Raw genomic sequence first — 25,056 nt, 5'->3', positions numbered from 1 at the left:
TGCCTGACGGCGGCGACCTGCCGCCGGGCGGGCGCGGACATACGTGTGGGGGGTGACCGATGCGTTTCGGTCACCCCCCACACGTATGTCGAGGAGGTCGGCGCGTGGGCGCCTTCCGACGGGGCGCTGTGCGTCCGCGCGGGTGTACGCCGACGGGGCGCGGCCGGACGGGCTACTGGCCGCCCTGCTGCTCGTCCCTGCGGCGCTGCCAGCGCTGTTCGATGCGGTCCATCATGGAGCGGCGCTGCCGGGACTGCTGTCGGCGGCCGGGTGGCGCACCGGGGCCCGCGGCCGCCGCTGCTCCGGGTGCCTGCTCGCCAGGCTTGGGCGCTTTGCGCCAACCAGTGACGGCGAGCACCGCGCACCCCAGCATGACGAGGAAGCCCACTACGCTCACCCAGATCAGCTGGGCGACCATTCCGGCCATGAGAAGGGCAATGCCCACCAGGAAGCCCGCGACCGCTTGGTAGACCCGCTTCCGGGTGTACGTACGCAGCCCGCTTCCCTCAAGCGCTGTCGCGAACTTGGGATCTTCGGCGTACAGCGCTCGCTCCATCTGCTCGAGCATGCGCTGCTCGTGCTCCGAGAGCGGCACGGAGTCCTCCTCATCGTGCAGTCGCCGGGGCGACCGGGGGGTCCCCTTCAGGATAGGCAGGGAATCGCCCCCGTGAAACCCGCCCCTCTGCGCCAACTTCGCCAAACCGGACCGCCAGGTCGCTCCGGCCCGCTGAAGCCTGCATTCCCCAGCGGCCGGTCCGTCATGCCGGACGGTGTCCCTCGATCATACGGCGCCCGTAGCCCGTTCGGGGGGCCTGTGGCGTACTCCATGTGCGGCTGCGTCGCTGATCAGCGAGCCGATCCCAGCTGTCACAGGGGCCCCACGCGCCGGTCGGCGCTCAGGCCTCGCCGGCCCCGGGGTCCGCTGCCGCCCCCTGGGCCTCACCCAGCACGTGCAGCTGGGTGGCCACGGAGTGGAAGGCGGACAGCTCGGCGGCGGCGGCCTCCAGCTTCAGCAGCGCCTCCAGGGCGCCGGGCTCGGTGTCCACGAGGACGCCGGGGACCAGGTCGGCGAAGACGCGCACGCCGTGCACGGCGCCGACGCCCAGGCCCGCGCCCTCGACCAGCTCGGTGAGCTGGTCGGCGGTGAAGCGGCGCGGCACCGGGTCGCCCTCGCCCCAGCGCCCGGCCGGGTCGTCGAGGGCCCGGCGGGCCTCGCTGAAGTGTCCGGCGAGCGCGCGGGCGAGCACGGCGCCGCCGACGCCCGCGGCGAGCAGGCTGAGCACGCCGCCGGGGCGCAGCGCGCTGACCGCGTTGCGCACGCCTTCGGCCGGGTCGTCCACGTACTCCAGGACGCCGTGGCAGAGCACGGCGTCGTACCCGCCGCGCTCGACCACGTCGAAGAGGCCGTGCACGTCGCCCTGCACGCCGCGCACACGGTCGGCGACACCGGCCTCGGCGGCGCGGCGCTCCAGCGCGAACAGGGCGTTCGGGCTGGGGTCGACGACGGTGACGCGGTGGCCGAGGCGGGCGACGGGCACGGCGAAGTTGCCGCTGCCGCCGCCGGTGTCGAGCACGTCGAGGGCGGGTGCGGCGTCCGGCTCCTGGCCGGTGGCCTTGATCCGGCGGTCGAGGGCGTCCTTGAGGACGTCCCAGACCACGGCGGTGCGCAGCGAGGCGCCCGGACGAGGGGGGTCGGAGCGCGTCGACGCCGTGTGCGGGGGGCGGGGGGAGACGGGCGGGCGCATCGGGTCCGACACGGCAGTTGACTCCTCGGCGCGGCTCCGCCTGGGACGGCGGGCTGTTCGGGTGCGGGCGCCTCCACCCTATTGCCTTCGCGGCCGTGCCCCGTCACCCGTCCCACCGGTCGGTCGACGCGCGTCCGCGCGGGTCAGAGTGGGTCGGGACGCGCCCGGCGCCGGCTTCGCCCCCCGGCTTCGGTGGTGCCCTCCCTCCTGGCTTCAGCTACGGCTTCTGCCTCGGCGTCGACCTCACCGGGCCGTCGGCGTCGGCGTCGCCCCGCCCCTCGGTCGCGGCGCCGCGCCCTCCGCGCTACGGCCTCCGGCACGTTCCGCTCAGTCGCCGTCCGGCGTCTCCTTTCTCGGCTGGGGCAGCACGGGCTGGAGGACGAGCATGCGCTCGACCAGGCGCAGGAACATGGCCACGTCGCGCAGCAGGTCGTCGGCGTCGCGGATGGTCGCGGCGCCCTCGATGCCGGCCTCGGCGCGGGCCCTGCGGGCGGCGCCGGAGGCGAACAGGGCGCTCCACTCGGTCAGTTCGGGTGCTATCTCGGGGAGCACTTCCCAGGCGCTCCGGATGCGCTGCCTGCGGCGTGGGTTCAGCTCGGGGCGGCCGCGGGCGGCGAGGACCGCGGCCGCGGTGCGCAGGGCGGCGAGGTGGGCGGTGGCGTAGCGCTCGTTCGACGTGTCCAGGTGGGCCGCCTCGTCGAGTCCGGCGCGGGCCTGGGCGAGCAGTTCGAGGGCGGCCGGTGGGGCCGAGGCACGGCGGAGCACCGGGTGGACGTCGCTCGCGGGACCGGTCAGTGAGGGGGCAGGGCCGAGGGCGCGGCGCCGGCGTGCGGCTGCGGCGTGAGAACTGGCCATGACGAACCTCCTGTCGTCTGTGTGACGGCGCAGTGGCCGTATGTGCCCATCGTGGAGTACGCCACTGACAATCCGCCCTGACCTGCACTTTTGCCTCGATCGAAGGTTCGGGATAGCTTTTGAACTGACTAGTCAGTTCAAAAACTCGGGCCCGCCGGGCCCCAGGCAATCGGACGAGGGGGGACCGTGGACGGTCCGCACGGCGCCGCCGTCAGCGCGGTGGACTTCGGGCTCAAGGGACCGCGGGGCTGGGCGTTCCGCGGCGTCGGGATCACGGCCGGGCCCGGGTCGCTCATCGCGGTCGAGGGCCCTTCCGGCTCCGGCCGGACCTGTCTGCTGCTCGCCCTCACCGGCCGGATGCGGTCCACCGAGGGCACGGCGACCGTCGGCCGCCACCGGCTGCCCAAGCAGCTGGCCGCCGTGCGCCGGATCAGCGGGCTCGGCCCCGTCCCCGGCGTCACCGACCTCGACCCGGCCCTGACCGTGGCCGAGCACCTGCGCGAACGGGCCTTCCTGGAGCGGCGGTTCGAGGGCTCCCTGCGCGGCCTGCTGCGGCCCCGCACGGAGCGGGCGACCGAATCCCGGCTGCGGATCGACACCGCGCTGCGGGCGGCGGGACTCGACGTCGAGGCGCTGCCCAAGGGCTCCCGCACCGCCGTGCGCGACCTGGAGCGGCTCGAGGCGCTGCGGCTCTCCGTGGCGCTCGCCCTGATCGCGCGGCCCCGGCTGCTCGGCGTGGACGACACCGACCTGAAGCTCTCGGACGCCGAACGCGCGGCCGCCTGGGACCTGCTGCGGTCCATCGCCGCGAACGGCACGACCGTCGTGGCCGTGTGCAGCGAGGCCCCCGAGGACGCGGTCGTCGTATCGACCGCCCCGCGCTCGGAGGCCGACGTATGCGAAACGGCCGACACGGGCGACGCGCGCGCTGCGGCCGCTGCGGCCGATGCGGCCGATGCGGCCGATGCGGCCGACCACAGCGACGACCACGACACCGACGACGACAAGGAGAAGGACGATGCGGTCGCCGAAGCTCGCCGCGCTTGAGCTCAAGCGCTTCGGCAGGGGCAGGCTGCCCCGCGCGGCCCTCGTGGCGCTCCTGCTGCTGCCCCTGCTGTACGGCGCGCTGTATCTGTGGTCCTTCTGGGACCCGTACGGCCGCCTGGACAAGATCCCCGTGGCCCTCGTGAACGACGACAAGGGCGCCACCGTCGACGGCAAGAAGCTCACGGCGGGCGACGGCATCGCCGAGCGGCTGCTCGACAGCAAGACCTTCGACTGGCACGAGGTGAGCGCCGCCGAGGCCCGCGACGGCGTCGAGGACGGCACGTACTACCTGTCCCTGACGATGCCGTCGGACTTCAGCGAGCGGGTGGGGTCCAGTTCCGGTGACGCTCCGGAGACGGGTGCCCTGAAGGTCCGTACGAACGACGCCAACAACTACATCGTCGGGCAGATCTCGCGGACGGTCTTCTCCGAGGTGCGCACGGCCGCCTCCACGAAGGCGTCGCGGAACATGCTGGACAAGATCTTCATCTCGTTCTCCGACATCCACGGCAAGACGCGGGAGGCCGCCAAGGGCGCCGACAAGCTCGAAGGCGGCATCGGCAAGGCCAAGAAGGGCTCCAAGGACCTCGTCGACGGCCTGAAGAACGCCAAGGACGGCAGCGGGGACCTCGCCTCGGGCGTGCGGAAGCTGCACACCGGCGCGGGCGACCTGGAGGACGGCTCGCGCAAGGTCGCGGACGGCACGCAGAAGCTGGCCGACCGCGTCAACGGCGACGCCGCCAAGGTGCGGCCGTACCTGAAGGACAACGGCAAGGTGCTCGGCGACAGCGCCCAGCTCGTCGCCGACTCCTCCCGCGCGGTGCGGCACAACCTGAAGACCCTCGTCGACGCGGCCCCGACGGCGGCAACGAAGGCCAAGGAGTCGTCGACCGCCCTGAACGGCCTCTACGAAGAGCAGTGCCGGCAGGCCGCCGACGCCCCCGAGTGGTGCCCGAAGCTGAAGAAGGCCAAGGAGGTCGCGGCCGACGTCTCGACCGTCGCCGCGGACCTCGACACGCTCGTCAAGGACCAGAACGGCGACCTGAAGACCCTCGACACGAACCTCGCCACCCTCCAGAAGAAGGCCCAGGGCCTCGCCGATCGCGCCCCGCACCTGGACGAGAACCTGGAGAAGACCGTCCGGGACGTCAACGCGCTCAACACGGGCGCCGGAGACGTCGCCAAGGGCGCCAAGAAGCTGCACACGGGCCTCGGCACGGCCAAGACCGGCGCCGCGGACCTGGACACGGGCGTCGGCAAGCTGAAGACGGGCGCGACCGACCTCGACGGCGGCATGTTCAAGCTGGCCGACGGCTCCCAGGAGCTGGCGGGCGGACTGCACGACGGCGTCAAGAAGATCCCCGACTACGACAAGCAGGACCGCGACCGGCGCACGGACGTCATGGCCGACCCCGTGCAGCTCGCCTCGCAGTCGCTGCACAAGGCGCCCAACTACGGCACGGGCTTCGCCCCGTACTTCATCCCGCTGTCCCTGTGGGTCGGCGCGATGGTGGCGTACATGCTGATCCAGCCGCTCAACCGGCGCGCGCTCGCCGCGGGCGCCCCCGCCTGGCGCATCGCGCTCGCGGGCTGGCTCCCGGTGGCCGCACTCGGCACGCTGCAAGTGGCGGCGCTGATGTCGGTCCTGCACTGGCGCCTCGGCCTGCAGATGGAGCGGGCGGCCGGGACGATCGGCTTCCTGATCCTGGTGACGGGCTGCTTCGCGGCAATCGTGCAGTGGCTGAACGCGCGCTTCGGAGCGGCCGGACGCATCCTCGTCCTCGCCTTCCTGATGCTCCAGTTGACGTCCGCGGGCGGCACGTACCCGGTGCAGACGAGCCCGACGTTCTTCAGCGCGATCCATCCGTACCTGCCGATGACGCACGTCGTCGACGCGCTGCGGCGGCTCATCACGGGCGGCGGCCTCGGGCCGGTGTGGACGGCGTGCGCGGTGCTCGTGGCCTTCACCGTGGGCGCGCTGGCGCTCACCGCCGTCTCCGCGCGCCGCAAGCAGGTGTGGACGCTGGACCGACTGCATCCGGAGCTGAGCCTGTGAACGCCGCGGAACCTGTGAAAATCAAGCTCATGGAAAGCAGTGCGAGCAGCTCGCGGCGCGAGGCCACGCGGCAGAAGCTCTACGAAGCAGCCGTCACCCTCATCGCGGAACAGGGTTTCTCCGCCACGACAGTTGACGAGATCGCCGAGCGGGCGGGCGTCGCGAAAGGCACGGTCTACTACAACTTCGCCAGCAAATCGGTCCTCTTCGAAGAGCTGCTCCGGCACGGCGTGGGCCTGCTCACCGCGTCCCTGAAGCAGGCCGCCGACGAGGCCACCCGGGAGGGCGGCCGCAAGGTCGACGCCCTGGACGCGATGATCCGCGCGGGCCTCGTCTTCATCGACCGCTACCCGGCCTTCACCCAGCTGTACGTCGCCGAGCTGTGGCGCACCAACCGCGCCTGGCAGTCCACGCTCATGGTGGTGCGCCAGCAGGCCGTGGCGGTGGTCGAGGACGTGCTGCGCGGGGGCGTGGAGAGCGGTGAGCTGAGCGAGGAGATCGACATCCCGCTGACGGCGGCCGCCCTGGTCGGGATGGTCCTGGTGGCGGCGCTCGACTGGCAGTCGTTCCAGCCGGAGCGCTCCCTCGACGACGTGCACGCGGCGCTGTCGCGGCTGCTGCAGGGGCGGGTGAGCGGCAGCGGGTGAGCGGCAGCGGGTGGCGGGCTGTTGTCCGGCCTCGCACACGGCCTCACGCACGGTCTCGCTCGCGGTTTTGCTCGCGGCCTCGTCGTCGGCCCCGTCGCCGACCTCGTTCACCCGTTCGCAGTCGTCGCGCGGCGCCGGTCCGGTGGAGCCTGGATGTCCCAGGCCCCACCGGACCGGCGCTTGTCGCATTCCCCCGCGCGACCCCCGTGGTCGTCCCCCGGTCGCCCCCGTGCCTCGCTCCCGCCACGGGCGAGGCGGGAGGAGCGGCCAAGGGCGCCGCCCGATTCCGCCGCCCCGTGTCGGCGGTTCCGGTGCCGCGCCCTTCTCCGTGCCCTCACTCTCCCGTCCCCGCAGGTCGGGGCCCATCCGCGCGCGTACTCATCTCCGCGCCTAGGTACGGATACTCAGACGTGGGTGTCCGTGCCCAGGCCGGATCGCGCCCCGCTGGTTACGATCACGCCGTGTCCGTACTCCCCCTGGTGTTCACCAGTGGCTGGGCCAGCGGGATCAACGCCTACGCGGTGATCCTGCTCCTCGGTGTCTTCGGGGCCACGGGCCTGTCCGACGAGGTCCCGGAGTCGCTGCAGAGCCCCGGAGTCCTCATCACCGCGGGCGTGCTCTTCGCCTGCGAGGCCGTCGCCGACAAGATCCCCTACGTGGACTCGGTGTGGGACGCCGTGCACACCGTCGTCCGGCCGGTGTCCGGGGCGGTCGTGGGCGCGCTGCTCGCCGGGCAGAGCGGCTCCCTCTCGGACGTGGCGGCGGGCGCGGTCGGCGGGTCGACGGCGCTCGCGAGCCACGCCGTGAAGGCCGGGACGCGGATGGCGGTCAACACCTCCCCCGAGCCGTTCAGCAACCTCGTCCTGAGCACCGCCGAGGACCTCGGGGTCGGCGGGATCGTCAGCTTCGCGATGTTCCACCCCGAGGCCGCGGCGATCATCGCGGCCGTGCTGCTCGTCGCGGGGCTCGTGCTGCTGCTCTTCCTCGCGCACCGGATCCGGCGGTTCCTGCGGCGCAGGGCGCAGCGGCGGGAGGAGCGGAGGATGGCGGCGGGGCGGCCTCCGGACGGACGTCGGCACCCGCCGGACTGAGCCGACGCCGCCGGCCCGACGCGGGCGCCCACCGGGTCGGCCCGGGCGCCCACCGGGCCGGCCCGGGCGCCCACCGGGTCGGCCCGGGCACCCGAAAGCACTGTCAGTGGGTGCCGATAAAGTCCCTGGCATGGCACGGATTGTGGTGATCGGCGCCGGGATGGGCGCCATGACGGCCGCCGCCCGGCTGGCCGTGGCGGGCCACCGGGTGGTGGTGCACGAGCGCGCGGGGACGTACGGCGGCGCGCTCGGCCGCGTGGAGCGGGACGGCTTCGGGTTCGACACGGGCCCGTCCCTGCTGCACCTGCCCGCGGTCTACCGCGACCTGTTCGTGAAGACGGGCAAGCAGCCCCTGGAGGACTGCGTCGAGCTGTCCCAGGTCGAGCCCGCCGTCCGCCACGTCTTCGCCGACGGCACGGCCGCGGACCTGCCGAACGTCTCCCGCGCGGGCGTCGGCGAGGCCCTGGACGGCGCGCTCGGCGCGGGCTCGGGCGCGCGCTGGGCGGCGTTCATGAACCGCGCGCGGGAGGCCTGGGACCGCGCCCGCCGCCCGCTCCTCGAAGAGCCCCTGTGGCCGAACTGGCAGGTGCTCGCGGACCGCGAGCCCTACCCCGCGGTCGCCCGGAAGCGCCTGCTGCGCCGTGAGCGGCGCGCGGCCACGCTCGCCGAGGTCGGCGCGTTCGAGCTGGGCGGCGAGCCCCGGCTGACCACGCTCCTCGAGCACTTCGCGCTGGTACGCGGCCTGGATCCGCGCACGGCCCCGGCGTCCGCGGCCGTCCTGCCGTATCTGGAGCAGACCTTCGGCACCTGGTCCGCGCGCGGCGGCATGCGGGCCCTCGCGACCGCCGTGTACGAGCGGTGCCGTGCGCGCAGGGTCGAGTTCGCGTTCGGGTCGGACGTCGTGCGGATCGTGGAGAAGGACGGGCGCGCGAGGGGCGTCGAGCTGGCCGACGGGACCGTTGTGGACGCGGACTTCGTGGTGGCCGGGGTGGCTCCCGGCGCGCTGGACGCGATGCTGTCCGGCACGGCCGCCCGCACCTCCGAGGACGTGCCCCCGCAGTCCGGGCTCCCCAGCCGCCTCACCGTCCTGCTCGCCCTGCGCGGCGCCCGCCCCGAGGGCACGGCGCACCGGACGGTGCTGCACACCACGGACCGCGCCGACGAGCTGGACCGTGTCTTCGGGCCCCCCGGCGCTCCCGGGAGCACCGGCGGCGCCCGCCCCGCCCACGACGGCTCCCCCGGCGTCCCCGCCGCCCCGACCCTCACCGTCCTGCGCCCCGACGATCCGACGTCCACGCCGGACGCGGAGCACGAAGCCGTGACGCTGACCGCCGTGGTCCCGGCGGGCGCCGAGGTCACCGACGCGGACGTGCGGCGGCTGATCGCCCGCGCGGGCGCCGTGGTCCCGGGCCTGGACGACCGCCTCCTGTGGCAGGAGGTCCGTACGCCCGCGCACGTGGCCGAGGCGACGGGCGCCGAAGGCGGCGCGGTCCCCGCCCCCGTCCTCGCCGCCGCGGCCGGACGGCATCTGCACCCGGCCAACAGCACGGCCGTGGCGGGGCTCTACGCGGTCGGCGGCTGGTCGCACCCCGGCGGCGGGCTGCCGCACGCGGGCATGTCGGGCACGCTGGCGGCCGGACTCATCGTGGAGGGACCGGAGTTCCGCGGCTCACAGTGAGCGCGCGAAAGGCGGGGCGCCGGGACCCGGCCGGGCGTTGCCACCCCGGGGCGGCAACGCCCGCTGACCCGTGAGTGTCGCCGGACCAGCACCGGCCCTGGCCAGCACCGACAGCCGGACCCGACCTCAGTACCGGTACTGCTGCTCCCCATTGACCCCGGGCTCATAGCCGAACTGCCCCCCGGGCTCCGGCGGCAGCCCCTCGCCCTGGAACGGCGGGTAGCCGGGCTGCTCGGGCGGGAGTTCCGCGCCGTAGGGCGGCGCGGGCTCGCTCGTGCGCTGGTGCGGCACCCAGACGCCGCCGGGCGGGGTGTCCTGGTAGCCGCCGCCGTAGGTGTCGCCCCCGTAGGGCGCGTACGGCTGCGGGTCGGCGTAGGTGTCGTAGCCCGGCTGCGCGCCGTAGGTCTGCGGGCCGATGTACGGGTCGGAGTAGGCGGCGTACCGCTGCTCGCCGGTCTCTCCGTAGCCGAAGGTCAGCGGGTCCTGCTGGTCGTGCTGGGCCTGGGCGCCCTGCGGGTCGTACGGCGGGTAGGCGTCGAAGCCGTAGCCGTCACCGGCGGGGGCCTGGGCGTACGCCGCGTCGCTGTAGACGCCGTACTGCCCGGTGTCGTCGGGCATGGGCTCGGTCTCGTACACGCCGGGTCCGGAGGCCTGCTGCTCCAGGACGTCGGCGGCGGGCGCGCCGGACTCGGCGGCGGCAGCGGCGTCGTACTCGAGGTCGGAGACCTGGAGCGTCGGTTCCGCGGGGGCGCCCCGGGTGATGGTCTTGCGGCGCCTGCTCGCGCCCGGCTGGCCGCCGAGCGCCCAGCCGGTCGAGAAGCCGCGGCGGAACGACAGCGTCACATACGTCTGTCCGGTGGCGAACGCGATCGCGCCGACGGCGATGACGACCACCGACGGCATCAGGACGCCGAGGACGACACCGAGGAAGCCGACGAACGCGAGCAGCCGCCAGCGCAGCCGCGCCTTGTACTGCAGCAGCACCTCGCCGAGCAGCCACAGCGCGACTCCGCCGAACGCGATGTAGAGGACCGTCCAGCCCATGTACGCCCCTCTCCCCTGCGGCCGCGGCCCCAGGGGTACGACCGGTCAGGCCTGCTGGTGGTGCAGGCCCAGGTTTTCGTAGATCTCCAGCGTCGCCGTGGAGTTGTTCAAGGTGATGAAGTGCAGCCCCGGCACTCCCTCGGCCAGCAGCCGCGCGCAGAACTCCGTCGCGAACTCGATGCCAATGGAGCGTACAGCCGCGGGATCGTCTTGGGACCTGAGGATCCGCTCTTTCAGTTCCGGCGGGAAGTCCGCGTTGCTGAGCTGCGGCAATCGCTCCAGTTGGCGCACGTTCGTCACCGGCATGATCTCCGGGATGATCGGCGTCCCGCAGCCCGCCGCCTCGACGCGGTCGCGCAGGCGCAGGTATTCCTCCGGGTGGAAGAACATCTGGGTGATGGCGTAGTCGGCGCCCGCGCGGCACTTGTCGACGAAGTGCTCGACGTCGGCCTCCCAGCTGTCCGAGCGGGGGTGCATCGCGGGGAAGGCGGCGACGCCCACGCAGAAGTCGCCGGACTCCTTGATGAGGCGTACCAGCTCGGCGGCGTAGGTCAGCCCCTCGGGGTGCTTGACCCACTCGCCCATCGGGTCGCCGGGCGGGTCGCCGCGCAGCGCGAGCATGTTGCGGATCCCGGCGTCCGCGTACTGTCCGATGATGTTGCGCAGTTCGGCGACGGAGTGGTCGACGGCGGTGAGGTGGGCGACGGGCGTCAGGGTCGAGTCGGCGACGATCTGCTGGGTCTCGCGCACCGTGCCCGCGCGCGTGGAGCCGCCGGCACCGTACGTCACGGAGACGAAGCTGGGTGCGACGGCCTCGACCCGGCGCAGCGAGTTCCAGAGGATCCGCTCGCCCTTGGGGGTCTTCGGCGCCGAGAACTCGAACGAGTACGTGGTCTTGCCGGTCGCGAGCATGTCGCGCACGGTGCGTGCGCGGTCAGTCCTGGTGGAAGCAGTGCCTAGGGCCATACCGGCAGGTTAGCCAGGCTGGGGCGGTCGCCCAACCGCACGTTGGTCATTTGTCCCGTTAGTCGGTTTGTTGTCCACGCATCGGACACCATGGGGGTGTTGCTCAAACAGGCGTACGAATGCGGGGCCGGGCGCACAGGAGTGCGGGCGCGGCCGCCGTCAGACCGCACGCAGGCGCTTCGCGAAGTCCGCCGCGGCGGCGCCGGGGTCGTCCGCCTCGGTGATGGCGCGGACGACCACCACCCGGCGCGCGCCCGCCTCGACGACCTCGTCCAGATTGCGCGCGTCGATGCCGCCGATGGCGAACCACGGGCGGTCGGTGCCGAGCGCGGCCGTGTACCGGACCAGGTCCAGGCCCGGGGCGTGGCGGCCCGGCTTCGTGGGCGTCGGCCAGCACGGGCCGGTGCAGAAGTAGTCCACGCCCTCCTGGACGGCGGCCGCCGCGGCCTCGTGCTCGGCGTGCGTGGAGCGGCCGATCAGGACGTCGTCGCCGGTCGCGCCGAGGATGGCGCGGGCCGCGGGCACGGGCAGGTCGCCCTGGCCCAGGTGCAGCACGTCGGCGCCCGCGGCGTGGGCGACGTCCGCGCGGTCGTTCACCGCGAGGAGCTTGCCGTGGCGGCGGCATGCGTCCGCGAAGACCTGGAGGTGCTCCAGCTCCTCGGCGGCCTCCATGCCCTTGTCGCGCAGCTGCACGATGTCGACACCGCCCGCGAGGACGGCGTCGAGGAACTCGGGGAGGTCCCCCTGGCGCTTGCGCGCGTCGACGCACAGGTAGAGCAGGGCGTCGGCGAGCCGGGCGCGCGCGGAGGCGCCCGCCGTGTCGGTGGCCATGAAGAGGTCCCCCCGTGTCGGTGGCGTACGGGCCGCGGCCGCGGCCCGTACGCCGGACGGTTGTTTCAGGTCAGACGGCGAGCGCCTGCGCGCGGCGCTTCACCTCCGTCCCGCGATTCTCGCTCAGGGCCTGCGCGGGGGTGCCGGGCAGGGTCGGGTCGGGGGTGAAGAGCCACTCCAGTGCCTCTTCGTCGGTGAAGCCGTCGTCCCGCAGGAGGGTCAGGGTGCCTACGAGGCCCTTGACCACCTTGTCGCCGTCGATGAAGGCGGCGGGCACCTGCAGCGCGCGGTTCTCACCGCGGCGCACGGCGATCAGCTGGCCCTCCTTGACCAGCTGGCGCACGCGCGTCACCTCCACGTCGAGCATCTCTGCGATGTCGGGGAGGTGCAGCCAGGCGGGGACGAGAGCATCGGTCTTTGCGTCAATCTCGGTCACGGATCAAGCGTGCCATTTCTGGCCGGGGGCCGGTAGCGGGGGTGGGGTGCCCTTGCGCCCCACGGTGCCCCATGGGGGTATCGGCAGCTGGAGTGGTCCTTGAGGTGACCCGGAACCGGGGGCTGTGCCCACGGGGTGGTGGCCCCCGGACGAGGGCCACCACCGAGCAGACGGGTCAGGAGGTGGTGGCGCGTTTCAGGGGGGTCGACGGGTCCGCCGTCAGGGTCGGGTCCATGCGGGCCCCGGCCTCGATGAGCTTGCGCCCCTGGGCCAGGTCGCGGGGCCGCCCCACCGCCAGGAGAGCGGTCAGGGCGCCGCCCCGCAGCCAGCACACCGACCAGGCCGGGTCCCCGGAGGCGCCCCGCCAGACCAGTTCGTCGCCGGGTGCGTGATGCCCCGCGTACTGGACGAAGCGCCCGAACTGCTCGGACCAGAAGTACGGCACGGGGTCGTAGGCCGTCGGGCTCTCCCCGACGATGTCGGCGGCGACCGTGCGCGGCCCCTGGACGGCGTTGTCCCAGTGGTGCACGAGCAGCCGCTCCCCGTACCGCCGCGAGGGGAAGGACGCGCAGTCGCCGACCGCGTACACGTCGGGCACGGACGTGCGCAGACGCTCGTCGGCGAGCACCTCGCGGTGGGCGCCGAGTGCGATCCCGGAGCCCGCGAGCCACGCCGTTGCGGGCCGCGCCCCGATGCCGACGACCACGGCCCCCGCGGGCAGCCGCGTGCCGTCGTCGAGGAACACCGCACCCGGCTCGACGCGCTCCACGCGCGCGTGGGTGCGCAGTTCGGCCCCTGCGTCCGCGTACCAGGCCGCCATCGGCGCCGCGACCTCGGCGGGCAGCGCGCCCGCGAGCGGCCGGTCGGCGGCCTCGACGACGGTCACCGAGCAGCCCGCCTCCCGCGCCGCCGTGGCGAACTCGGCGCCGATCCAGCCCGCGCCCACGACCACGACGTCGTGCTGCTCGGCGAGGACGGGCCGCAGCCGTTCGGCGTCGTCGAGGGTGCGCAGCAGGTGCACGCCCGGGACGCCCTCGGAGCCGGGCAGGCTGATCGGTTCGGCTCCGGTCGCGAGGACCAGGCTGTCGTACGCGACCGGGCCCGCCTCGGTGTCGAGTTCGTGGTCGGCCGGGCGGACGCCGGTGACGTCGACGCCGAGCCGCAGGTCCACGCCCAGGGCGTCGAAGTCGATGTCGAAGGCCGAGCCCTCCGCCTTGCCGAGCAGCACCGCCTTCGACAGCGGCGGCCGGTCGTACGGCTGATGGGGCTCCGCGCCGATCAGCGTCACCGTGCCCGTGAACCCCTGCTCGCGCAGCGCCACGGCGGACTGCACCCCGGCCATCCCGGCGCCGACGATCACCACGCGCCGCCCCGACTCCACCCGCTTCTGGTCCTCGCTCACCCGATCAACTGTAGGACGGCGCCCCCACCCGCGGACACGACGGGCTTAACCGCCCGCGGGACGACGGGCTACGCTGACCGTGCAGAGCACTCGCGGGAGCCCGGACGCACCGGGCTGAGAGGGAGGCTGGGACGGCCTCCGACCGTACGAACCTGATCCGGGTCATGCCGGCGAAGGGAGGGGCTGGACGCCCATGCGTTCCCGTACGAATGCAGCACCACGCACGAGCACGAGTACCGGTACAGGTACAGACGTCCTCGTCATCGGTGGTGGGGTCATCGGACTCGTCACCGCCTGGCGGGCCGCGCAGCGCGGTCTCGCCGCCACCGTCGTCGACCCCGAGCCCGGCGGCGGCGCGGCGCAGGTCGCGGCGGGCATGCTGGCCGCCGTCACCGAACTCCACCACGGCGAGCAGACCCTGCTCGGCCTCAACCTCGCCTCCGCGCGCCGCTATCCGGACTTCGTGGCCGAGCTGACGGAGGCGACCGGGCACGACGTCGGCTATCGCGCGTGCGGCACGCTCGCCGTCGCCCTCGACTCCGACGACCGCGCCCACCTGCGCGAACTCCACGCCCTCCAGCAGCGGTCGGGGCTCACCCCGGAGTGGCTGAACGGCCGCGAGTGCCGCCGTCTCGAACCGATGCTCGCTCCGGGGGTACGGGGCGGGCTGCGCGTCGACGGCGACCATCAGGTCGACCCGCGCAGGCTCACGGCCGCCCTCGTCGTGGCCTGCGAGCAGGCCGGGGTGACGTTCACGCGCGCGTGGGCGCGGGAGCTTTCGGTGGTGCGGGAGCGGGCCACCGGCGTCGTCCTCGCCGACGGCACCGCGCTGGCCGCCGGGCAGACGGTGCTCGCCGGGGGCAGCCTCAGCGGGCGGCTCGCGGGGGTGCCCGCCGACGTGCTGCCGCCGGTGCGGCCCGTGAAGGGGCAGGTGCTGCGGCTCACGGTGCCCGGGCGGTACGCGCCGTTCCTGCACCGCACCGTGCGGGCCGTCGTCCGCGGCAGCCACGTCTATCTGGTGCCGCGCGTCAGCGGTGAGCTGGTCGTCGGCGCGACCAGCGAGGAACTGGGCTGGGACACCACGGTCACGGCGGGCGGCGTGTACGAACTGCTGCGCGACGCCCACGAACTCGTACCCGGCATCACGGAGCTGCCGCTCACGGAGACCCGCGCCGGGCTGCGGCCCGCGTCCCCCGACAACGCGCCCCTCCTCGGCCCCACCGCGCTGCCCGGTCTGCACCTGGCCACCGGCCACTACCGCAACGGCGTCCTCCTGACACCCGTCACCGGGGACGTCATGGCGCACGCGCTGGCCACGGGTGAACTGCCGGAGGTGGCACGGGCGTTCACACCGGCCCGCTTCACGAACCTCCCCCACCCACCCTCCGCACCCACCGCGCCCACCGGCCCCACTTCCCCCAAGGACCTCACGGAGCTGTCCGCATGACCACGCCGTTCGCCGTATTCGCCGTCTCCGTCAACGGAGAAGTACGAGACGTGGCCGCCGGGACCACGCTCGACACCGTCGTCGCCCAACTGTCCACCGCGCACTCCGGTGTCGCCGCCGCGCTCAACGAGACCGTCGTCCCGCGCGCGGAGTGGGCCACCACCGCGCTCAGCGACGGCGACCGCGTCGAAGTCCTCACCGCCGTCCAGGGAGGCTGACGCGACATGGCGGACGACCCCTTCGTCATCGGCGGCCTCACCCTGTCGTCGCGACTGATCATGGGTACGGGCGGTGCGCCCAGCCTCGACGTCCTGGAGCGGTCCCTCGTCGCCTCCGGTACGGAGCTGACGACCGTCGCGATGCGGCGGCTCGACCCGGGTGTGCAGGGCTCCGTGCTTTCCGTCCTGGACCGGCTCGGCATCCGGGTCCTTCCGAACACGGCGGGCTGCTTCACCGCGGGCGAGGCCGTCCTGACCGCGCGGCTCGCGCGCGAGGCCCTCGGCACGGACCTGGTGAAGCTGGAGGTCATCGCGGACGAGCGCACGCTCCTGCCCGACCCGGTGGAGCTCCTCGACGCGGCCGAGGTCCTCGTCGACGACGGCTTCACCGTGCTTCCGTACACCAATGACGACCCCGTGCTCGCCCGGAAGCTGGAGGACGTGGGCTGCGCCGCCGTCATGCCGCTCGGCTCGCCCATCGGCTCCGGGCTCGGCATCCGCAACCCGCACAACTTCCAGCTCATCGTGGAGCAGGTGAGCGTGCCGGTGATCCTGGACGCAGGGGCCGGTACGGCGTCGGACGCGAGCCTCGCGATGGAGCTGGGCTGCGCCGGGGTGATGCTCGCGTCGGCCGTGACGCGGGCCCGTGAGCCCGTCCTCATGGCCGAGGCGATGCGCCACGGCGTCCTGGCGGGGCGCCTGGCCCACCTCGGCGGCCGCATCCCCCGCCGCCACTTCGCCGAGGCCTCCTCCCCCACGGACGGCCGCGCCGCCCTCGACCCCGAACGCCCGGCGTTCTGACGTCCCACCGCCCGGCAACCCCACGCCCGCGCTGCGCGCGGCCCCTCCCACCCGCCCACCCGTGACCGTTGTCCCCGGGTGCACCCCGAGCGCCCGTTGCGAGGGCGGGGCGGAGGCAGCCCGCGGCCGGGCCGGGGGAGGAGCAAGGCGAGGGGGCAAGCACAGGGGTAGAGCTGGGCGGGGGCGGAAGCGGAGTGGCAGCCGGGGAAGGGGCCGGCCACACACCAAGGACAAGGGGTGGGTGGGAGTCACCCGGCAGGGCGGCCTTGCTCCGGGGAGCAAGGACAAGGGGTGGGTGGGAGTCGCCCGGCAGGGCGGCCTTGCTCCGGGGACGACAGTCACGGGCGGGCGGGTGGGAGAGGCCGCGCGCAGCGCGGGCTTGGGGTTGCCGGGCCTCCGCCCCGGCCGACCCGAGCCGGCCGGCCCGAGGCGCCCCCGCCCGACACCCCCGGGCACGGCCCGGTTCGGCCTCGGTCACAGGTGCGCTGCAGTCTCGCTGGTCCGGCGCCCGCGAGGGCGGGGCCCGGGGTGGCGCCTCGTAGACTCCCCCCGTGGACACGACCCTCAAGGACCCCCTCGTCGGGCAGGTGCTCGACGGCCGTTATCGCGTCGACGGACGGATCGCGGTCGGCGGGATGGCCACGGTCTACCGGGCCGTGGACACCCGCCTCGACCGCCTGCTCGCCCTGAAGGTGATGCACCCGACGCTGGCGGCCGACGCCTCGTTCGTCGACCGCTTCATCCGCGAGGCCAAGTCGGTGGCCCGCCTGGCGCACCCGAACGTGGTCGGGGTCTTCGACCAGGGCACCGACGGGGCGTACGTGTATCTGGCGATGGAGTACATCGCCGGGTGCACGCTCCGCGACGTACTGCGCGAGCGCGGCGCCCTGCGCCCCCGCGCCGCCCTGGACATCCTGGAGCCCGTGCTCGCCGCCCTCGGCGCCGCGCACCGCGCCGGGTTCGTGCACCGCGACATGAAGCCGGAGAACGTCCTGATAGGGGACGACGGCCGGGTGAAGGTCGCCGACTTCGGGCTCGTACGGGCCGTGGACTCCGTCACGAACACCACGGGCACGGTCCTCGGCACGGTCTCCTACCTCGCCCCGGAGCAGATCGAGCAGGGCACGGCCGACACCCGCGTCGACGTGTACGCCTCCGGCGTCGTCCTCTACGAGATGCTCACCGGCGCCAAGCCGCACCAGGGCGACTCCCCCGCCCAGATCCTCTACCGGCACCTCAACGAGGACGTACCGCCGCCCTCCGCGGCCGTACCGGGCCTCGCCTACGAGCTCGACGAACTGGTCGCGTCGGCGACCGCCCGCAACCCCGACCTGCGCCCCCACGACGCGGTGGCCCTCCTCGGGCAGCTGCGCGAGGCGCGGTTCGCGCTCACCGAGGCGCAGTTGGACGCGATACCCCCGCAGGCCCGCGACACCGAGAGCCAGAACGGCCGGCAGGATCAGGGCGGGCAGAACGGGCACGGTGGCTCCGAGGACCGTACGAGCGTCCTTCCGCGCGCGGCCCGCTCCGTACAACTGCCCCTGCCCACCACCGAAGAGCCCGAGCACCCCGCCGCCACCCGGAACCTCCGCGGCTCCCTGCGGCAGGAACCCGGCCCCCGGCAGGACGGCCTCAGCCACACCAGCGTGCTGCGCACCCCGCCGCCCGGGCCACCCCCTTCGGCAGCCCCCTCCTCCCCCGTGGCACGGCTGCGGCAGCGCCTCAACACACGCCGCGGGATCACCGCCGTGATCGCCGCCGTCCTGCTGGCCCTCGGGCTCGGCGCGGGCGTCTGGTACATCAACTCGGGGCAGTTCACAGAGGTCCCGGCGCTCCTGGCGAAGACGGAGGCCGAGGCCCGCAAGCGCCTCGACGGCGCCGGTCTCGACGTGCGCAAGGTCAAGCGCGCCTACAGCGACACCGACAAGCGCGGCACGGTCATGGCGACCGACCCCGGCGTCGGCGACCGCATCCGGCACAACGGCAAGGTGACGCTGACCGTCTCCCTCGGCCCGGAGACCGTCAAGGTGCCCGACCTCGAGGGCACGCCCCTGGACGAGGCGAAGGACAAGCTCGACGACGCGGGCCTCGGCGCCGGCATGGTCACCAAGGCCTTCAGCGAGGACGTCGACAAGGGCGCCGTGATCAGCACGGACCCGGGTGCGGGGAAGGTCCGCAAGGCGGGCTCGGCCGTCGCGCTCGTCGTCAGCAAGGGCCGCCCGGTCGAGGTGCCGGACGTCACCGGCGACTCGGAGGGCGACGCCCGCGCGGAGCTGGAGGACGCGGGCCTGAAGGTGCGCATCGCCCCGGAGCGGGTCACCTCCGACGAGGACAAGGGCACGGTCGTCGAGCAGTCCCCGAGCGGGGAGAAGACGATCGCCGAGGGCGACACGGTCGAGCTGACCATCTCCAAGGGCCCGCCGATGGTCGAGGTCCCGGACGTCGAGGGCATGAGCGTCGACGACGCCAAGGACGAGCTGAAGGCGGCTGGCTTCGAGGTCGACGAGGACCGCGGGCTGCTCGACATCTTCGCGGACAAGGTGAAGGACCAGTCGGTGGACGGCGGCGACAAGGCCCCCAAGGGGTCGACGATCACCATCAAGATCGGCTGAGGCAGGGACGGAGGACCGGGGCGGGGGGGGCCCGGGCCCCCCCCCCCCCCCCCGGACCCCCCCCCCCCCCCCCCCCCCCCCCCCCCCCCCCCCCCCGCGGGGGGGGGGGGGGGGGGGCCCCGCGCCCGGCCCCGCCCCCACCCCGTGCCACCCTGGACCGGGTGAGCACCGAGAAGTCCCCCGACTCCCCCAGCACCCCCGAGGCCGCCCGGGCCCGCCGCAACCCCGTCGGCAGCCACGTCCCCGTCGCGGGCGGCCTCGCCTCCGTGGGCCTCGCCTACGCGCGCGACCTCGCCGCCGAGACCGTGCAGGTCTTCGTGGCCAACCCGCGCGGCTGGGCGACCCCGCCCGGGAACCCCAGGCAGGACGAGGAGTTCCGGGCCGTCTGCGCGGCCGAGGGCATCCCCGCCTACGTACACGCCCCCTATCTGATCAACTTCGGCTCGCACACCGAGGCGACGGTGGAGAAGTCCGTGGAGTCGATGCGGCACTCCCTGCGCCGCGGCCGCGAGATCGGCGCGCTCGGCGTCGTCGTGCACACCGGTTCGGCGACGGGCGGCCGGGAGCGGAAGGTGGCGCTGCGCCAGGTGCGGGAGCGGGTGCTTCCGCTGCTCGACGAGCTGACCCACGACGACGACCCGTTCCTGCTCCTGGAGTCGACCGCCGGGCAGGGCGCCTCGCTGTGCTCGCGCACCTGGGACTTCGGGCCGTACTTCGAGGCCCTGGACGCCCACCCGAAGCTCGGCGTCTGCCTGGACACCTGCCACATCTTCGCGGCCGGGCACGATCTGGCCGGGCCCGGCGGCATGAAGCAGACCCTCGACCTGCTCGTGGACACGGTCGGCCCCGGCCGGCTGAAGCTGGTGCACGCCAACGACTCCAAGGACGTCGTCGCCGCCCACAAGGACCGCCACGAGAACATCGGATCCGGCCACATCGGCGCCGACCCGTTCCGCGAGCTGATGACCCACCCGGCGACCGAGGACGTACCCCTGATCATCGAGACGCCGGGCGGCAAGGAGGGACACGCGGCCGACGTGGCCCGCCTGAAGGAGCTGCGGGACGCCTGATCCTTCCCGTCGGCACCACCACAGGACCCCGCCGGACACCGGCCCGGAGCGGCTACAGCTCCGGGCCGTCCCCCGGCTCCTCCTGGTAGGAGTACCGCTGCTCCCGCCAGGGGTCGCCGATGTTGTGGTAACCCCGCTCCTCCCAGAAACCGCGCCGGTCGGCCGTCATGTACTCGACGCCGCGGACCCACTTGGGGCCCTTCCAGGCGTACAGCTGGGGCACCACGAGCCGCAGCGGGAAACCGTGCTCCGCGGTGAGGAGTTCGCCGCCCTTGTGGGTGGCGAAAATCGTGCGGTCGGAGGCGAAGTCGGCCATGCGCAGATTGGAGCTGAAGCCGTACTCGGCCCAGACCATGACATGGGTGGCGTCGGGCGCGGGCGGCGCGAGCGCGAGCAGGTCGCGGGCGAGCACGCCGCCCCATTCGGCGCCGAGCATGCTGAACTTCGTGACGCAGTGCAGATCCCCGACCACCGTGGCGTACGGCAGGGCCGAGAACTCCTCATGGGTCCAGCAGTGCTTCTCGCCGTCGGCGGTGGCCCCGAAGACCCTGAACTCCCAGCGCTCGGGGCGGAACTTGGGCACGGGGCCGTAGTGCGTGACCGGCCAGCCGCGCTGCAGTCGCTGCCCCGGCGGAAGCTCCGGTTCCGCCACGTCTCGAGATGTGCGACCCACCGGCTGACCCATGGCTCCATCCTGACAGACGGCGAGCGGTGGACGTGACCAGGTATACGTGGATTCGGGCAACTCCTACTAAGCATGCACTTACTGGACGGCCCCGGATACCGGTGCAAAGATGCGCGCTACCTGCCCAGTCACCCGCTTGGAAGGAGCCTCTGCGATGCAGGGCGACCCCGAGGTCATCGAATTTCTCAACGAGCAGCTGACCGCCGAGCTGACCGCGATCAATCAGTACTTCCTGCACGCCAAGATGCAGGACAACTTCGGTTGGACGAAGCTCGCCAAGTACACCCGGTCCGAGTCGATCGACGAGATGAAGCACGCGGAGGTGCTGACCGACCGGATCCTCTTCCTCGACGGTCTGCCCAACTACCAGCGGCTGTTCCACGTACGCGTGGGCCAGACCGTCACCGAGATGTTCAAGGCGGACCGCCAGGTCGAGGTGGAGGCGATCGACCGCCTCAAGCGCGGCATCGAGGTGATGCGCGCCAAGGGCGACATCACGTCCGCGAACATCTTCGAGTCGATCCTCGAGGACGAGGAACACCACATCGACTATCTCGACACCCAGCTCGAGCTGGTCGAGAAGCTCGGCGAGCCGCTGTACATCGCGCAGCTCATCGAGCAGCCGGAGGGCTAGGCCGCCTCCGGGAGCTCTTCCCGTTCGGGAATCCCGGGAATCTTCGGCAGCTCCGCCTCGGGGACCAGCGCCACCGCGGGCTCGCCCTGGTCCACCAGCTCCCGCCGCGGGCACGCGCCCCGGCCGAGCAGAGCCTGGATGCGGCGTACGCACGAACCACAGTCCGTGCCCGCCTTGCAGGCGGACGCGATCTGCCGGGGGGTGCAGGCGCCTCCCTCCGCGTGCTTCTTCACCTGCTCTTCGGTCACCCCGAAGCAGTTGCAGACGTACACGCGGTTCACCTCCCGTGCGGGATCCATAGGCCGTGCCATCCCGATTGATCGGTGAGGCTAACCTAACCTTACCCGCGCCTTCGGCTGCGCAAAAGCCCGGGATACACACGTGGGGCGCGGATCACAAGGATCCGCGCCCCACGCCCGTGACACCGGAAACACCCGGGTCACCAGGGATTACTGGTCGTTCATCGACGACTACTGGTCCCGGTACATCTCCGCCACCAGGAACGCCAGGTCCAGCGACTGGCTGCGGTTGAGCCGGGGGTCGCACGCCGTCTCGTAGCGCTGGTGCAGGTCGTCGACGAAGATCTCGTCGCCGCCGCCCACGCACTCCGTGACGTCGTCACCGGTCAGCTCCACATGGATGCCGCCCGGGTGCGTGCCGAGCGCCTTGTGGACCTCGAAGAAGCCCTTGACCTCGTCGAGCACGTCGTCGAAGCGGCGGGTCTTGTGGCCGGAGGCCGCCTCGTAGGTGTTCCCGTGCATCGGGTCGGTGATCCAGGCCACGGTCGCGCCGGACGCGGTGACCTTCTCGACCAGCTCGGGGAGCTTGTCGCGGACCTTGTCCGCGCCCATGCGGGCGATGAACGTCAGCCGGCCGGGCTCGCGGTCCGGGTCGAGGCGGTCGATGTACCGCAGCGCCTCCTCGGCCGTCGTCGTCGGGCCGAGCTTGATGCCGATCGGGTTGCGGATCTGCGAGGCGAACTCGATGTGCGCGCCGTCCAGTTGACGGGTGCGCTCACCGATCCAGACCATGTGGCCCGAGACGTCGTACAGGTTGCCCGTGCGCGAGTCCACGCGGGTCAGCGCCGACTCGTAGTCGAGGAGCAGCGCCTCGTGCGAGGCGTAGAACTCGACGGTCTTGAACTCCTCCGGGTCCGTGCCGCAGGCGCGCATGAAGTTGAGCGCGTTGTCGATCTCCCGCGCGAGCTGCTCGTAGCGCTGGCCGGACGGGGACGACTTCACGAAGTCCTGGTTCCAGGCGTGCACCTGGCGCAGGTCGGCGTAGCCGCCGGTGGTGAAGGCGCGCACCAGGTTGAGCGTGGACGCGGAGGCGTTGTACATCCGCTTCAGGCGCTCGGGGTCCGGGACGCGGGCCTTCTCGGTGAAGTCGAAGCCGTTGACGGAGTCGCCGCGGTACGTCGGCAGGGTGACGCCGTCGCGGGTCTCGGTCGGCTTGGAGCGCGGCTTCGAGTACTGCCCGGCGATCCGCCCGACCTTCACGACCGGCACGGAGGCGGCGTACGTGAGGACGGCGCCCATCTGGAGGAGGGTCTTGAGCTTGGCCCGGATGTGCTCGGCGCTCACGGCGTCGAAGGACTCGGCGCAGTCGCCGCCCTGGAGCAGGAACGCCTCCCCCTTGGCGACGGACGCGAGGCGGCCGCGCAGCTGGTCGCACTCACCCGCGAAGACGAGCGGCGGATACGATTCGAGGTCCGCGATCACATCGCGCAGAGCCTCGGCATCGGGGTACTCGGGCTGCTGCGCCGCGGGCAGGTCTCGCCAGGTCGCCTTGGCGGCGACGGCTTGGGAATCAGCGTTCACGGTCACCCCGTAAACCTTACGGGGTCGCGCTCGGTGGTTTCGCCTCCGCCCGTCAGATGAGACGACCGGGGTGCGACCCGATGGGCCGCACCCCTGGTAACCCCGCACACACGGGGAGGACACCGCCCCGATCTGCAGCAGCGTCTCGAGCTTGGGGCCACCCCCGCGTGAGCGAGGAGAAGGCGTCTCAGAAGTGAAACGGCCGAGCCCTCACACAGTCGCGGTCCGCCTTTCCCGCTCCCCCGCGCTCGGCGCCCCCAGGGCGAAGGCGCGATGAGTGCGGCGCAGCATGAGGCGGGCCATGAAGGGGTGTCCGAGCCGGACGACGCCCCAGTACAGGCGGCCGCGGCGGGTGTCGGGGCGGGCGTAGGTGCTGAGGGTGATGTGCTCGTCGTCGACGAGGATCGAGGCGCGTGCGGTCAGGCCCGCGATGTCGACCTGGAGCAGCAGTTCGCCGTCGGCGCAGCCGAGCTCGGGGAAGGCGCTGCGCAGCATGGGGTACCAGGCGCGGGGGTCGCGGGGCAGTCCGGGGAGCATCCGCATGCGGTACGCGTCCTGGTAGGCGGGCCGGTCGAGGGCGGCGCGCAGGAGCCGGGCGCCCTCGGGGACGGCGACGGTCTCGGGCCGGTCCCAGTCGAGGGCGTTGAGCAGCCGCACCCACCGTGACCAGCGCGTGGGGTGCGCGCAGTGGCCTGTGGCGGCCCGCTCGGCGTTGTCGAGTACCTCCTCGACCATCGTGTCGTGCACGGGTCGGATGACCGTGGGCCACAGGAGGCGCTCCAGGCGTCGCGGCGTGGTCTCCAGGACGTGCCGCACAAGGCAGCGCCGCTCCCCCAGCGGCTCCACGGAGATCTCGTGGAAGCCGTCGTCCGGCTCGGTGAAGTCGAAGCGGACGCGGCGCCCCGGTTCGTACGCCGCGACCCGGTACCGCACCGGCCCGTGGCCCCCGCTCGCGCCCACGGCGAGCGGCCCGTCGAAGGTCATCGCGGGCCAGGCCGGGGTCGGGAAGAGCGGGTCGTCCGCGGCGGAGAGCCGGTCGATCAGGGCCCCCACGGCCGCCGCCGGAGCCTCGATCACCCGCTGGTGTTCATTGCGCACGACACCCATGACGTACCTCCATACGCTGGCGTATGGTCAACCGTACGGTACCGTATGGTCATGGTGCAACGGCAGCGGACGACGACGGCCCCGGACGCGCGGAAGGCCCCGGCGAAGCCCCGGCTCTCCGCCCAGGACTGGGCCGACGCCGCGCTGACCGCCATCGGTGACGGTGGGCTCGCCGCCGTCGCCGTGGAGCCCCTCGCGGTCCGGCTCGGCACCACCAAGGGCAGCTTCTACTGGCACTTCGCGAACCGTGACGCCCTGATCAAGGCCGCTCTGGAGCGCTGGGCGGAGATCAACACCGAGGGGATCATCAGCGAGGTCGAGGCCGAGCCGGACATCCGCACCCGCATCCGTCTCCTCTTCGCCGAGGCCATCAGCTCGGCGTCCGCGGACCCCCTGGAGGTCTCGCTGCTCGCGACCGCCTCGCACCCCGAGGTCGCCGCGGCCCTGCGGCGGGTCACCGAGCGCCGGGTGGCGTACGTCGCCGAGCTCTTCGCCGCCCTCGGCTTCCCGGAGGCGGAGGCGCGCCGCCGCGGGCTGCTCGCGTACTCGGTGTACCTGGGCCACGCCCAGCTCGGCCACGCGGCGCCCTCGGTGCTGCCCGGCGAGGACGAGTTCGGCGCCTATCTGGACGAGGCGCTCGACGTGCTGATGGCCGGGCCCTGAGACGTGCCGCCGTCCCGGGTCCGGGATGCGCTAGGGTGCGGGCATGTTCGCGCACTCGACCCAGAACTGGTGGTGGCCCGCTTCTCCGGCGGCCCACTGACTGCGCGTACTCCAGACATCGCGAAGGCCGCCCGAGGGGCGGCCTTCGGTGTTTTCCGGCAGCGTTCCGGACCGGCCGTTCCTCTCCCACCCGCTCACGGA

25 protein-coding genes and 1 riboswitch are annotated in these 25,056 nt (G+C 73.2%); of the genes, 13 read left to right on the top strand and 12 right to left on the bottom strand.

What is annotated here, in order from left to right:
- Positions 1 to 172 precede the first annotated feature (172 nt).
- The 3 genes from AB6L24_RS09125 to AB6L24_RS09115 all read right to left on the bottom strand — a co-directional run bounded on the left by AB6L24_RS09125 (position 173) and on the right by AB6L24_RS09115 (position 2,600).
- A complete protein-coding gene (locus AB6L24_RS09125; protein WP_030363026.1) occupies positions 173 to 595 on the bottom strand; it encodes a DUF3040 domain-containing protein in 423 nt (140 codons plus the stop codon).
- A gap of 301 nt (positions 596 to 896) precedes the next feature.
- The gene (locus AB6L24_RS09120; RefSeq protein WP_405654017.1) at positions 897 to 1,757 is read right to left on the bottom strand and encodes a methyltransferase; all 861 of its coding nucleotides are present in this window, start codon (positions 1,755 to 1,757) and stop codon (positions 897 to 899) included.
- A gap of 315 nt (positions 1,758 to 2,072) precedes the next feature.
- Entirely contained in the window at positions 2,073 to 2,600 is a 528-nt protein-coding gene (locus tag AB6L24_RS09115; protein ID WP_405654015.1) for an SAV_6107 family HEPN domain-containing protein, read from the bottom strand.
- Between the two features lie 186 nt (positions 2,601 to 2,786).
- Between AB6L24_RS09115 and AB6L24_RS09110 the strand changes: the two genes are divergently transcribed.
- The 5 genes from AB6L24_RS09110 (at position 2,787) to AB6L24_RS09090 (ending at position 9,119) form a co-directional block, all read left to right on the top strand.
- On the top strand, positions 2,787 to 3,647 hold the full coding sequence (locus tag AB6L24_RS09110) for an ATP-binding cassette domain-containing protein (RefSeq protein ID WP_405654013.1): 861 nt from the start codon (positions 2,787 to 2,789) through the stop codon (positions 3,645 to 3,647).
- The gene (locus tag AB6L24_RS09105; protein WP_405654011.1) at positions 3,619 to 5,703 is read left to right on the top strand and encodes a YhgE/Pip family protein; all 2,085 of its coding nucleotides are present in this window, start codon (positions 3,619 to 3,621) and stop codon (positions 5,701 to 5,703) included. The genes AB6L24_RS09110 and AB6L24_RS09105 overlap by 29 nt, the downstream gene beginning before the upstream one ends.
- A 29-nt stretch (positions 5,704 to 5,732) precedes the next feature.
- Entirely contained in the window at positions 5,733 to 6,350 is a 618-nt protein-coding gene (locus tag AB6L24_RS09100) for a TetR/AcrR family transcriptional regulator (protein ID WP_405654009.1), read from the top strand.
- 461 nt (positions 6,351 to 6,811) lie between these two features.
- Positions 6,812 to 7,441, top strand: coding sequence for a DUF4126 domain-containing protein (locus AB6L24_RS09095; RefSeq protein ID WP_405654007.1), 630 nt, complete (start codon positions 6,812 to 6,814; stop codon positions 7,439 to 7,441).
- 130 nt (positions 7,442 to 7,571) lie between these two features.
- Positions 7,572 to 9,119 carry a phytoene desaturase family protein gene (locus tag AB6L24_RS09090; protein ID WP_405654004.1) on the top strand — a complete coding sequence of 516 codons (1,548 nt, stop codon included), beginning with the start codon at positions 7,572 to 7,574 and terminating at the stop codon, positions 9,117 to 9,119.
- Positions 9,120 to 9,245: 126 nt separating this feature from the next.
- Here the strand turns inward: AB6L24_RS09090 and AB6L24_RS09085 are convergent, their stop codons facing one another.
- The 5 genes from AB6L24_RS09085 to AB6L24_RS09065 form a co-directional block, all read right to left on the bottom strand.
- Positions 9,246 to 10,163 (bottom strand): hypothetical protein, encoded by a 918-nt coding sequence (locus AB6L24_RS09085; RefSeq protein WP_405654002.1) that lies wholly within the window; start codon positions 10,161 to 10,163, stop codon positions 9,246 to 9,248.
- Positions 10,164 to 10,208: 45 nt separating this feature from the next.
- A complete protein-coding gene (metF, locus tag AB6L24_RS09080) occupies positions 10,209 to 11,129 on the bottom strand; it encodes a methylenetetrahydrofolate reductase [NAD(P)H] (RefSeq protein WP_405654000.1) in 921 nt (306 codons plus the stop codon).
- A 159-nt stretch (positions 11,130 to 11,288) separates the two neighbouring features.
- Positions 11,289 to 11,960, bottom strand: a complete 672-nt coding sequence (thiE, locus tag AB6L24_RS09075; protein WP_405653997.1) for a thiamine phosphate synthase — start codon at positions 11,958 to 11,960, stop codon at positions 11,289 to 11,291.
- A gap of 70 nt (positions 11,961 to 12,030) precedes the next feature.
- Positions 12,031 to 12,396, bottom strand: coding sequence for an Rv2175c family DNA-binding protein (locus AB6L24_RS09070; protein WP_030363015.1), 366 nt, complete (start codon positions 12,394 to 12,396; stop codon positions 12,031 to 12,033).
- A gap of 175 nt (positions 12,397 to 12,571) precedes the next feature.
- Positions 12,572 to 13,798: an NAD(P)/FAD-dependent oxidoreductase gene (locus AB6L24_RS09065; RefSeq protein ID WP_405653995.1), complete on the bottom strand. Its 1,227-nt coding sequence runs from the start codon at positions 13,796 to 13,798 to the stop codon at positions 12,572 to 12,574.
- 82 nt (positions 13,799 to 13,880) lie between these two features.
- A riboswitch (TPP riboswitch) is annotated at positions 13,881 to 13,994 on the top strand.
- On the opposite strand from AB6L24_RS09065, the gene thiO reads away from it, so the two are divergent.
- From thiO to AB6L24_RS09040, 5 genes are all read left to right on the top strand, one after another.
- Positions 13,992 to 15,245, top strand: a complete 1,254-nt coding sequence (thiO, locus tag AB6L24_RS09060) for a glycine oxidase ThiO (RefSeq protein WP_405653993.1) — start codon at positions 13,992 to 13,994, stop codon at positions 15,243 to 15,245. It overlaps the preceding riboswitch by 3 nt.
- Positions 15,242 to 15,463, top strand: a complete 222-nt coding sequence (thiS, locus tag AB6L24_RS09055) for a sulfur carrier protein ThiS (protein ID WP_380851896.1) — start codon at positions 15,242 to 15,244, stop codon at positions 15,461 to 15,463. Before thiO ends, thiS begins: the two co-directional genes overlap by 4 nt.
- 6 nt (positions 15,464 to 15,469) lie before the next feature.
- The gene (locus AB6L24_RS09050) at positions 15,470 to 16,264 is read left to right on the top strand and encodes a thiazole synthase (RefSeq protein WP_030363011.1); all 795 of its coding nucleotides are present in this window, start codon (positions 15,470 to 15,472) and stop codon (positions 16,262 to 16,264) included.
- 551 nt (positions 16,265 to 16,815) lie between these two features.
- The gene (pknB, locus tag AB6L24_RS09045; protein ID WP_405653989.1) at positions 16,816 to 18,876 is read left to right on the top strand and encodes a Stk1 family PASTA domain-containing Ser/Thr kinase; all 2,061 of its coding nucleotides are present in this window, start codon (positions 16,816 to 16,818) and stop codon (positions 18,874 to 18,876) included.
- A 161-nt stretch (positions 18,877 to 19,037) separates the two neighbouring features.
- Entirely contained in the window at positions 19,038 to 19,946 is a 909-nt protein-coding gene (locus AB6L24_RS09040; protein WP_405653987.1) for a deoxyribonuclease IV, read from the top strand.
- 52 nt (positions 19,947 to 19,998) lie between these two features.
- Here AB6L24_RS09040 and AB6L24_RS09035 read toward each other — a convergent pair whose 3' ends face one another.
- Positions 19,999 to 20,631 carry a sulfite oxidase-like oxidoreductase gene (locus AB6L24_RS09035; RefSeq protein WP_405653985.1) on the bottom strand — a complete coding sequence of 211 codons (633 nt, stop codon included), beginning with the start codon at positions 20,629 to 20,631 and terminating at the stop codon, positions 19,999 to 20,001.
- Between the two features lie 154 nt (positions 20,632 to 20,785).
- On the opposite strand from AB6L24_RS09035, the gene bfr reads away from it, so the two are divergent.
- The gene (gene bfr / locus AB6L24_RS09030; RefSeq protein WP_385712456.1) at positions 20,786 to 21,265 is read left to right on the top strand and encodes a bacterioferritin; all 480 of its coding nucleotides are present in this window, start codon (positions 20,786 to 20,788) and stop codon (positions 21,263 to 21,265) included.
- Here bfr and AB6L24_RS09025 read toward each other — a convergent pair.
- The 3 genes from AB6L24_RS09025 to AB6L24_RS09015 form a co-directional block, all read right to left on the bottom strand.
- On the bottom strand, positions 21,262 to 21,564 hold the full coding sequence (locus AB6L24_RS09025; protein WP_380851911.1) for a bacterioferritin-associated ferredoxin: 303 nt from the start codon (positions 21,562 to 21,564) through the stop codon (positions 21,262 to 21,264). The two genes, bfr and AB6L24_RS09025, sit on opposite strands and share 4 nt — an antisense overlap.
- 171 nt (positions 21,565 to 21,735) lie before the next feature.
- The gene (locus AB6L24_RS09020; protein WP_405653981.1) at positions 21,736 to 23,091 is read right to left on the bottom strand and encodes a class II 3-deoxy-7-phosphoheptulonate synthase; all 1,356 of its coding nucleotides are present in this window, start codon (positions 23,089 to 23,091) and stop codon (positions 21,736 to 21,738) included.
- Positions 23,092 to 23,295: 204 nt separating this feature from the next.
- Positions 23,296 to 24,192: a DUF2867 domain-containing protein gene (locus AB6L24_RS09015; protein ID WP_405653980.1), complete on the bottom strand. Its 897-nt coding sequence runs from the start codon at positions 24,190 to 24,192 to the stop codon at positions 23,296 to 23,298.
- A gap of 45 nt (positions 24,193 to 24,237) precedes the next feature.
- Between AB6L24_RS09015 and AB6L24_RS09010 the strand changes: the two genes are divergently transcribed.
- Together AB6L24_RS09010 and AB6L24_RS09005 are read left to right on the top strand one after the other, a co-directional pair.
- Positions 24,238 to 24,855, top strand: a complete 618-nt coding sequence (locus tag AB6L24_RS09010; protein WP_405653978.1) for a TetR/AcrR family transcriptional regulator — start codon at positions 24,238 to 24,240, stop codon at positions 24,853 to 24,855.
- A gap of 43 nt (positions 24,856 to 24,898) precedes the next feature.
- Positions 24,899 to 24,955: a trp operon leader peptide gene (locus AB6L24_RS09005; RefSeq protein ID WP_107062014.1), complete on the top strand. Its 57-nt coding sequence runs from the start codon at positions 24,899 to 24,901 to the stop codon at positions 24,953 to 24,955.
- Positions 24,956 to 25,056 lie beyond the last annotated feature (101 nt).

The sequence above is a fragment of the Streptomyces sp. RK9 genome, assembly GCF_045070545.1.
Classification (GTDB): domain Bacteria; phylum Actinomycetota; class Actinomycetes; order Streptomycetales; family Streptomycetaceae; genus Streptomyces; species Streptomyces alboflavus.
Note: the sequence above shows the minus strand (reverse complement) of the source record. Positions and strands in the feature narration are given on the sequence as shown.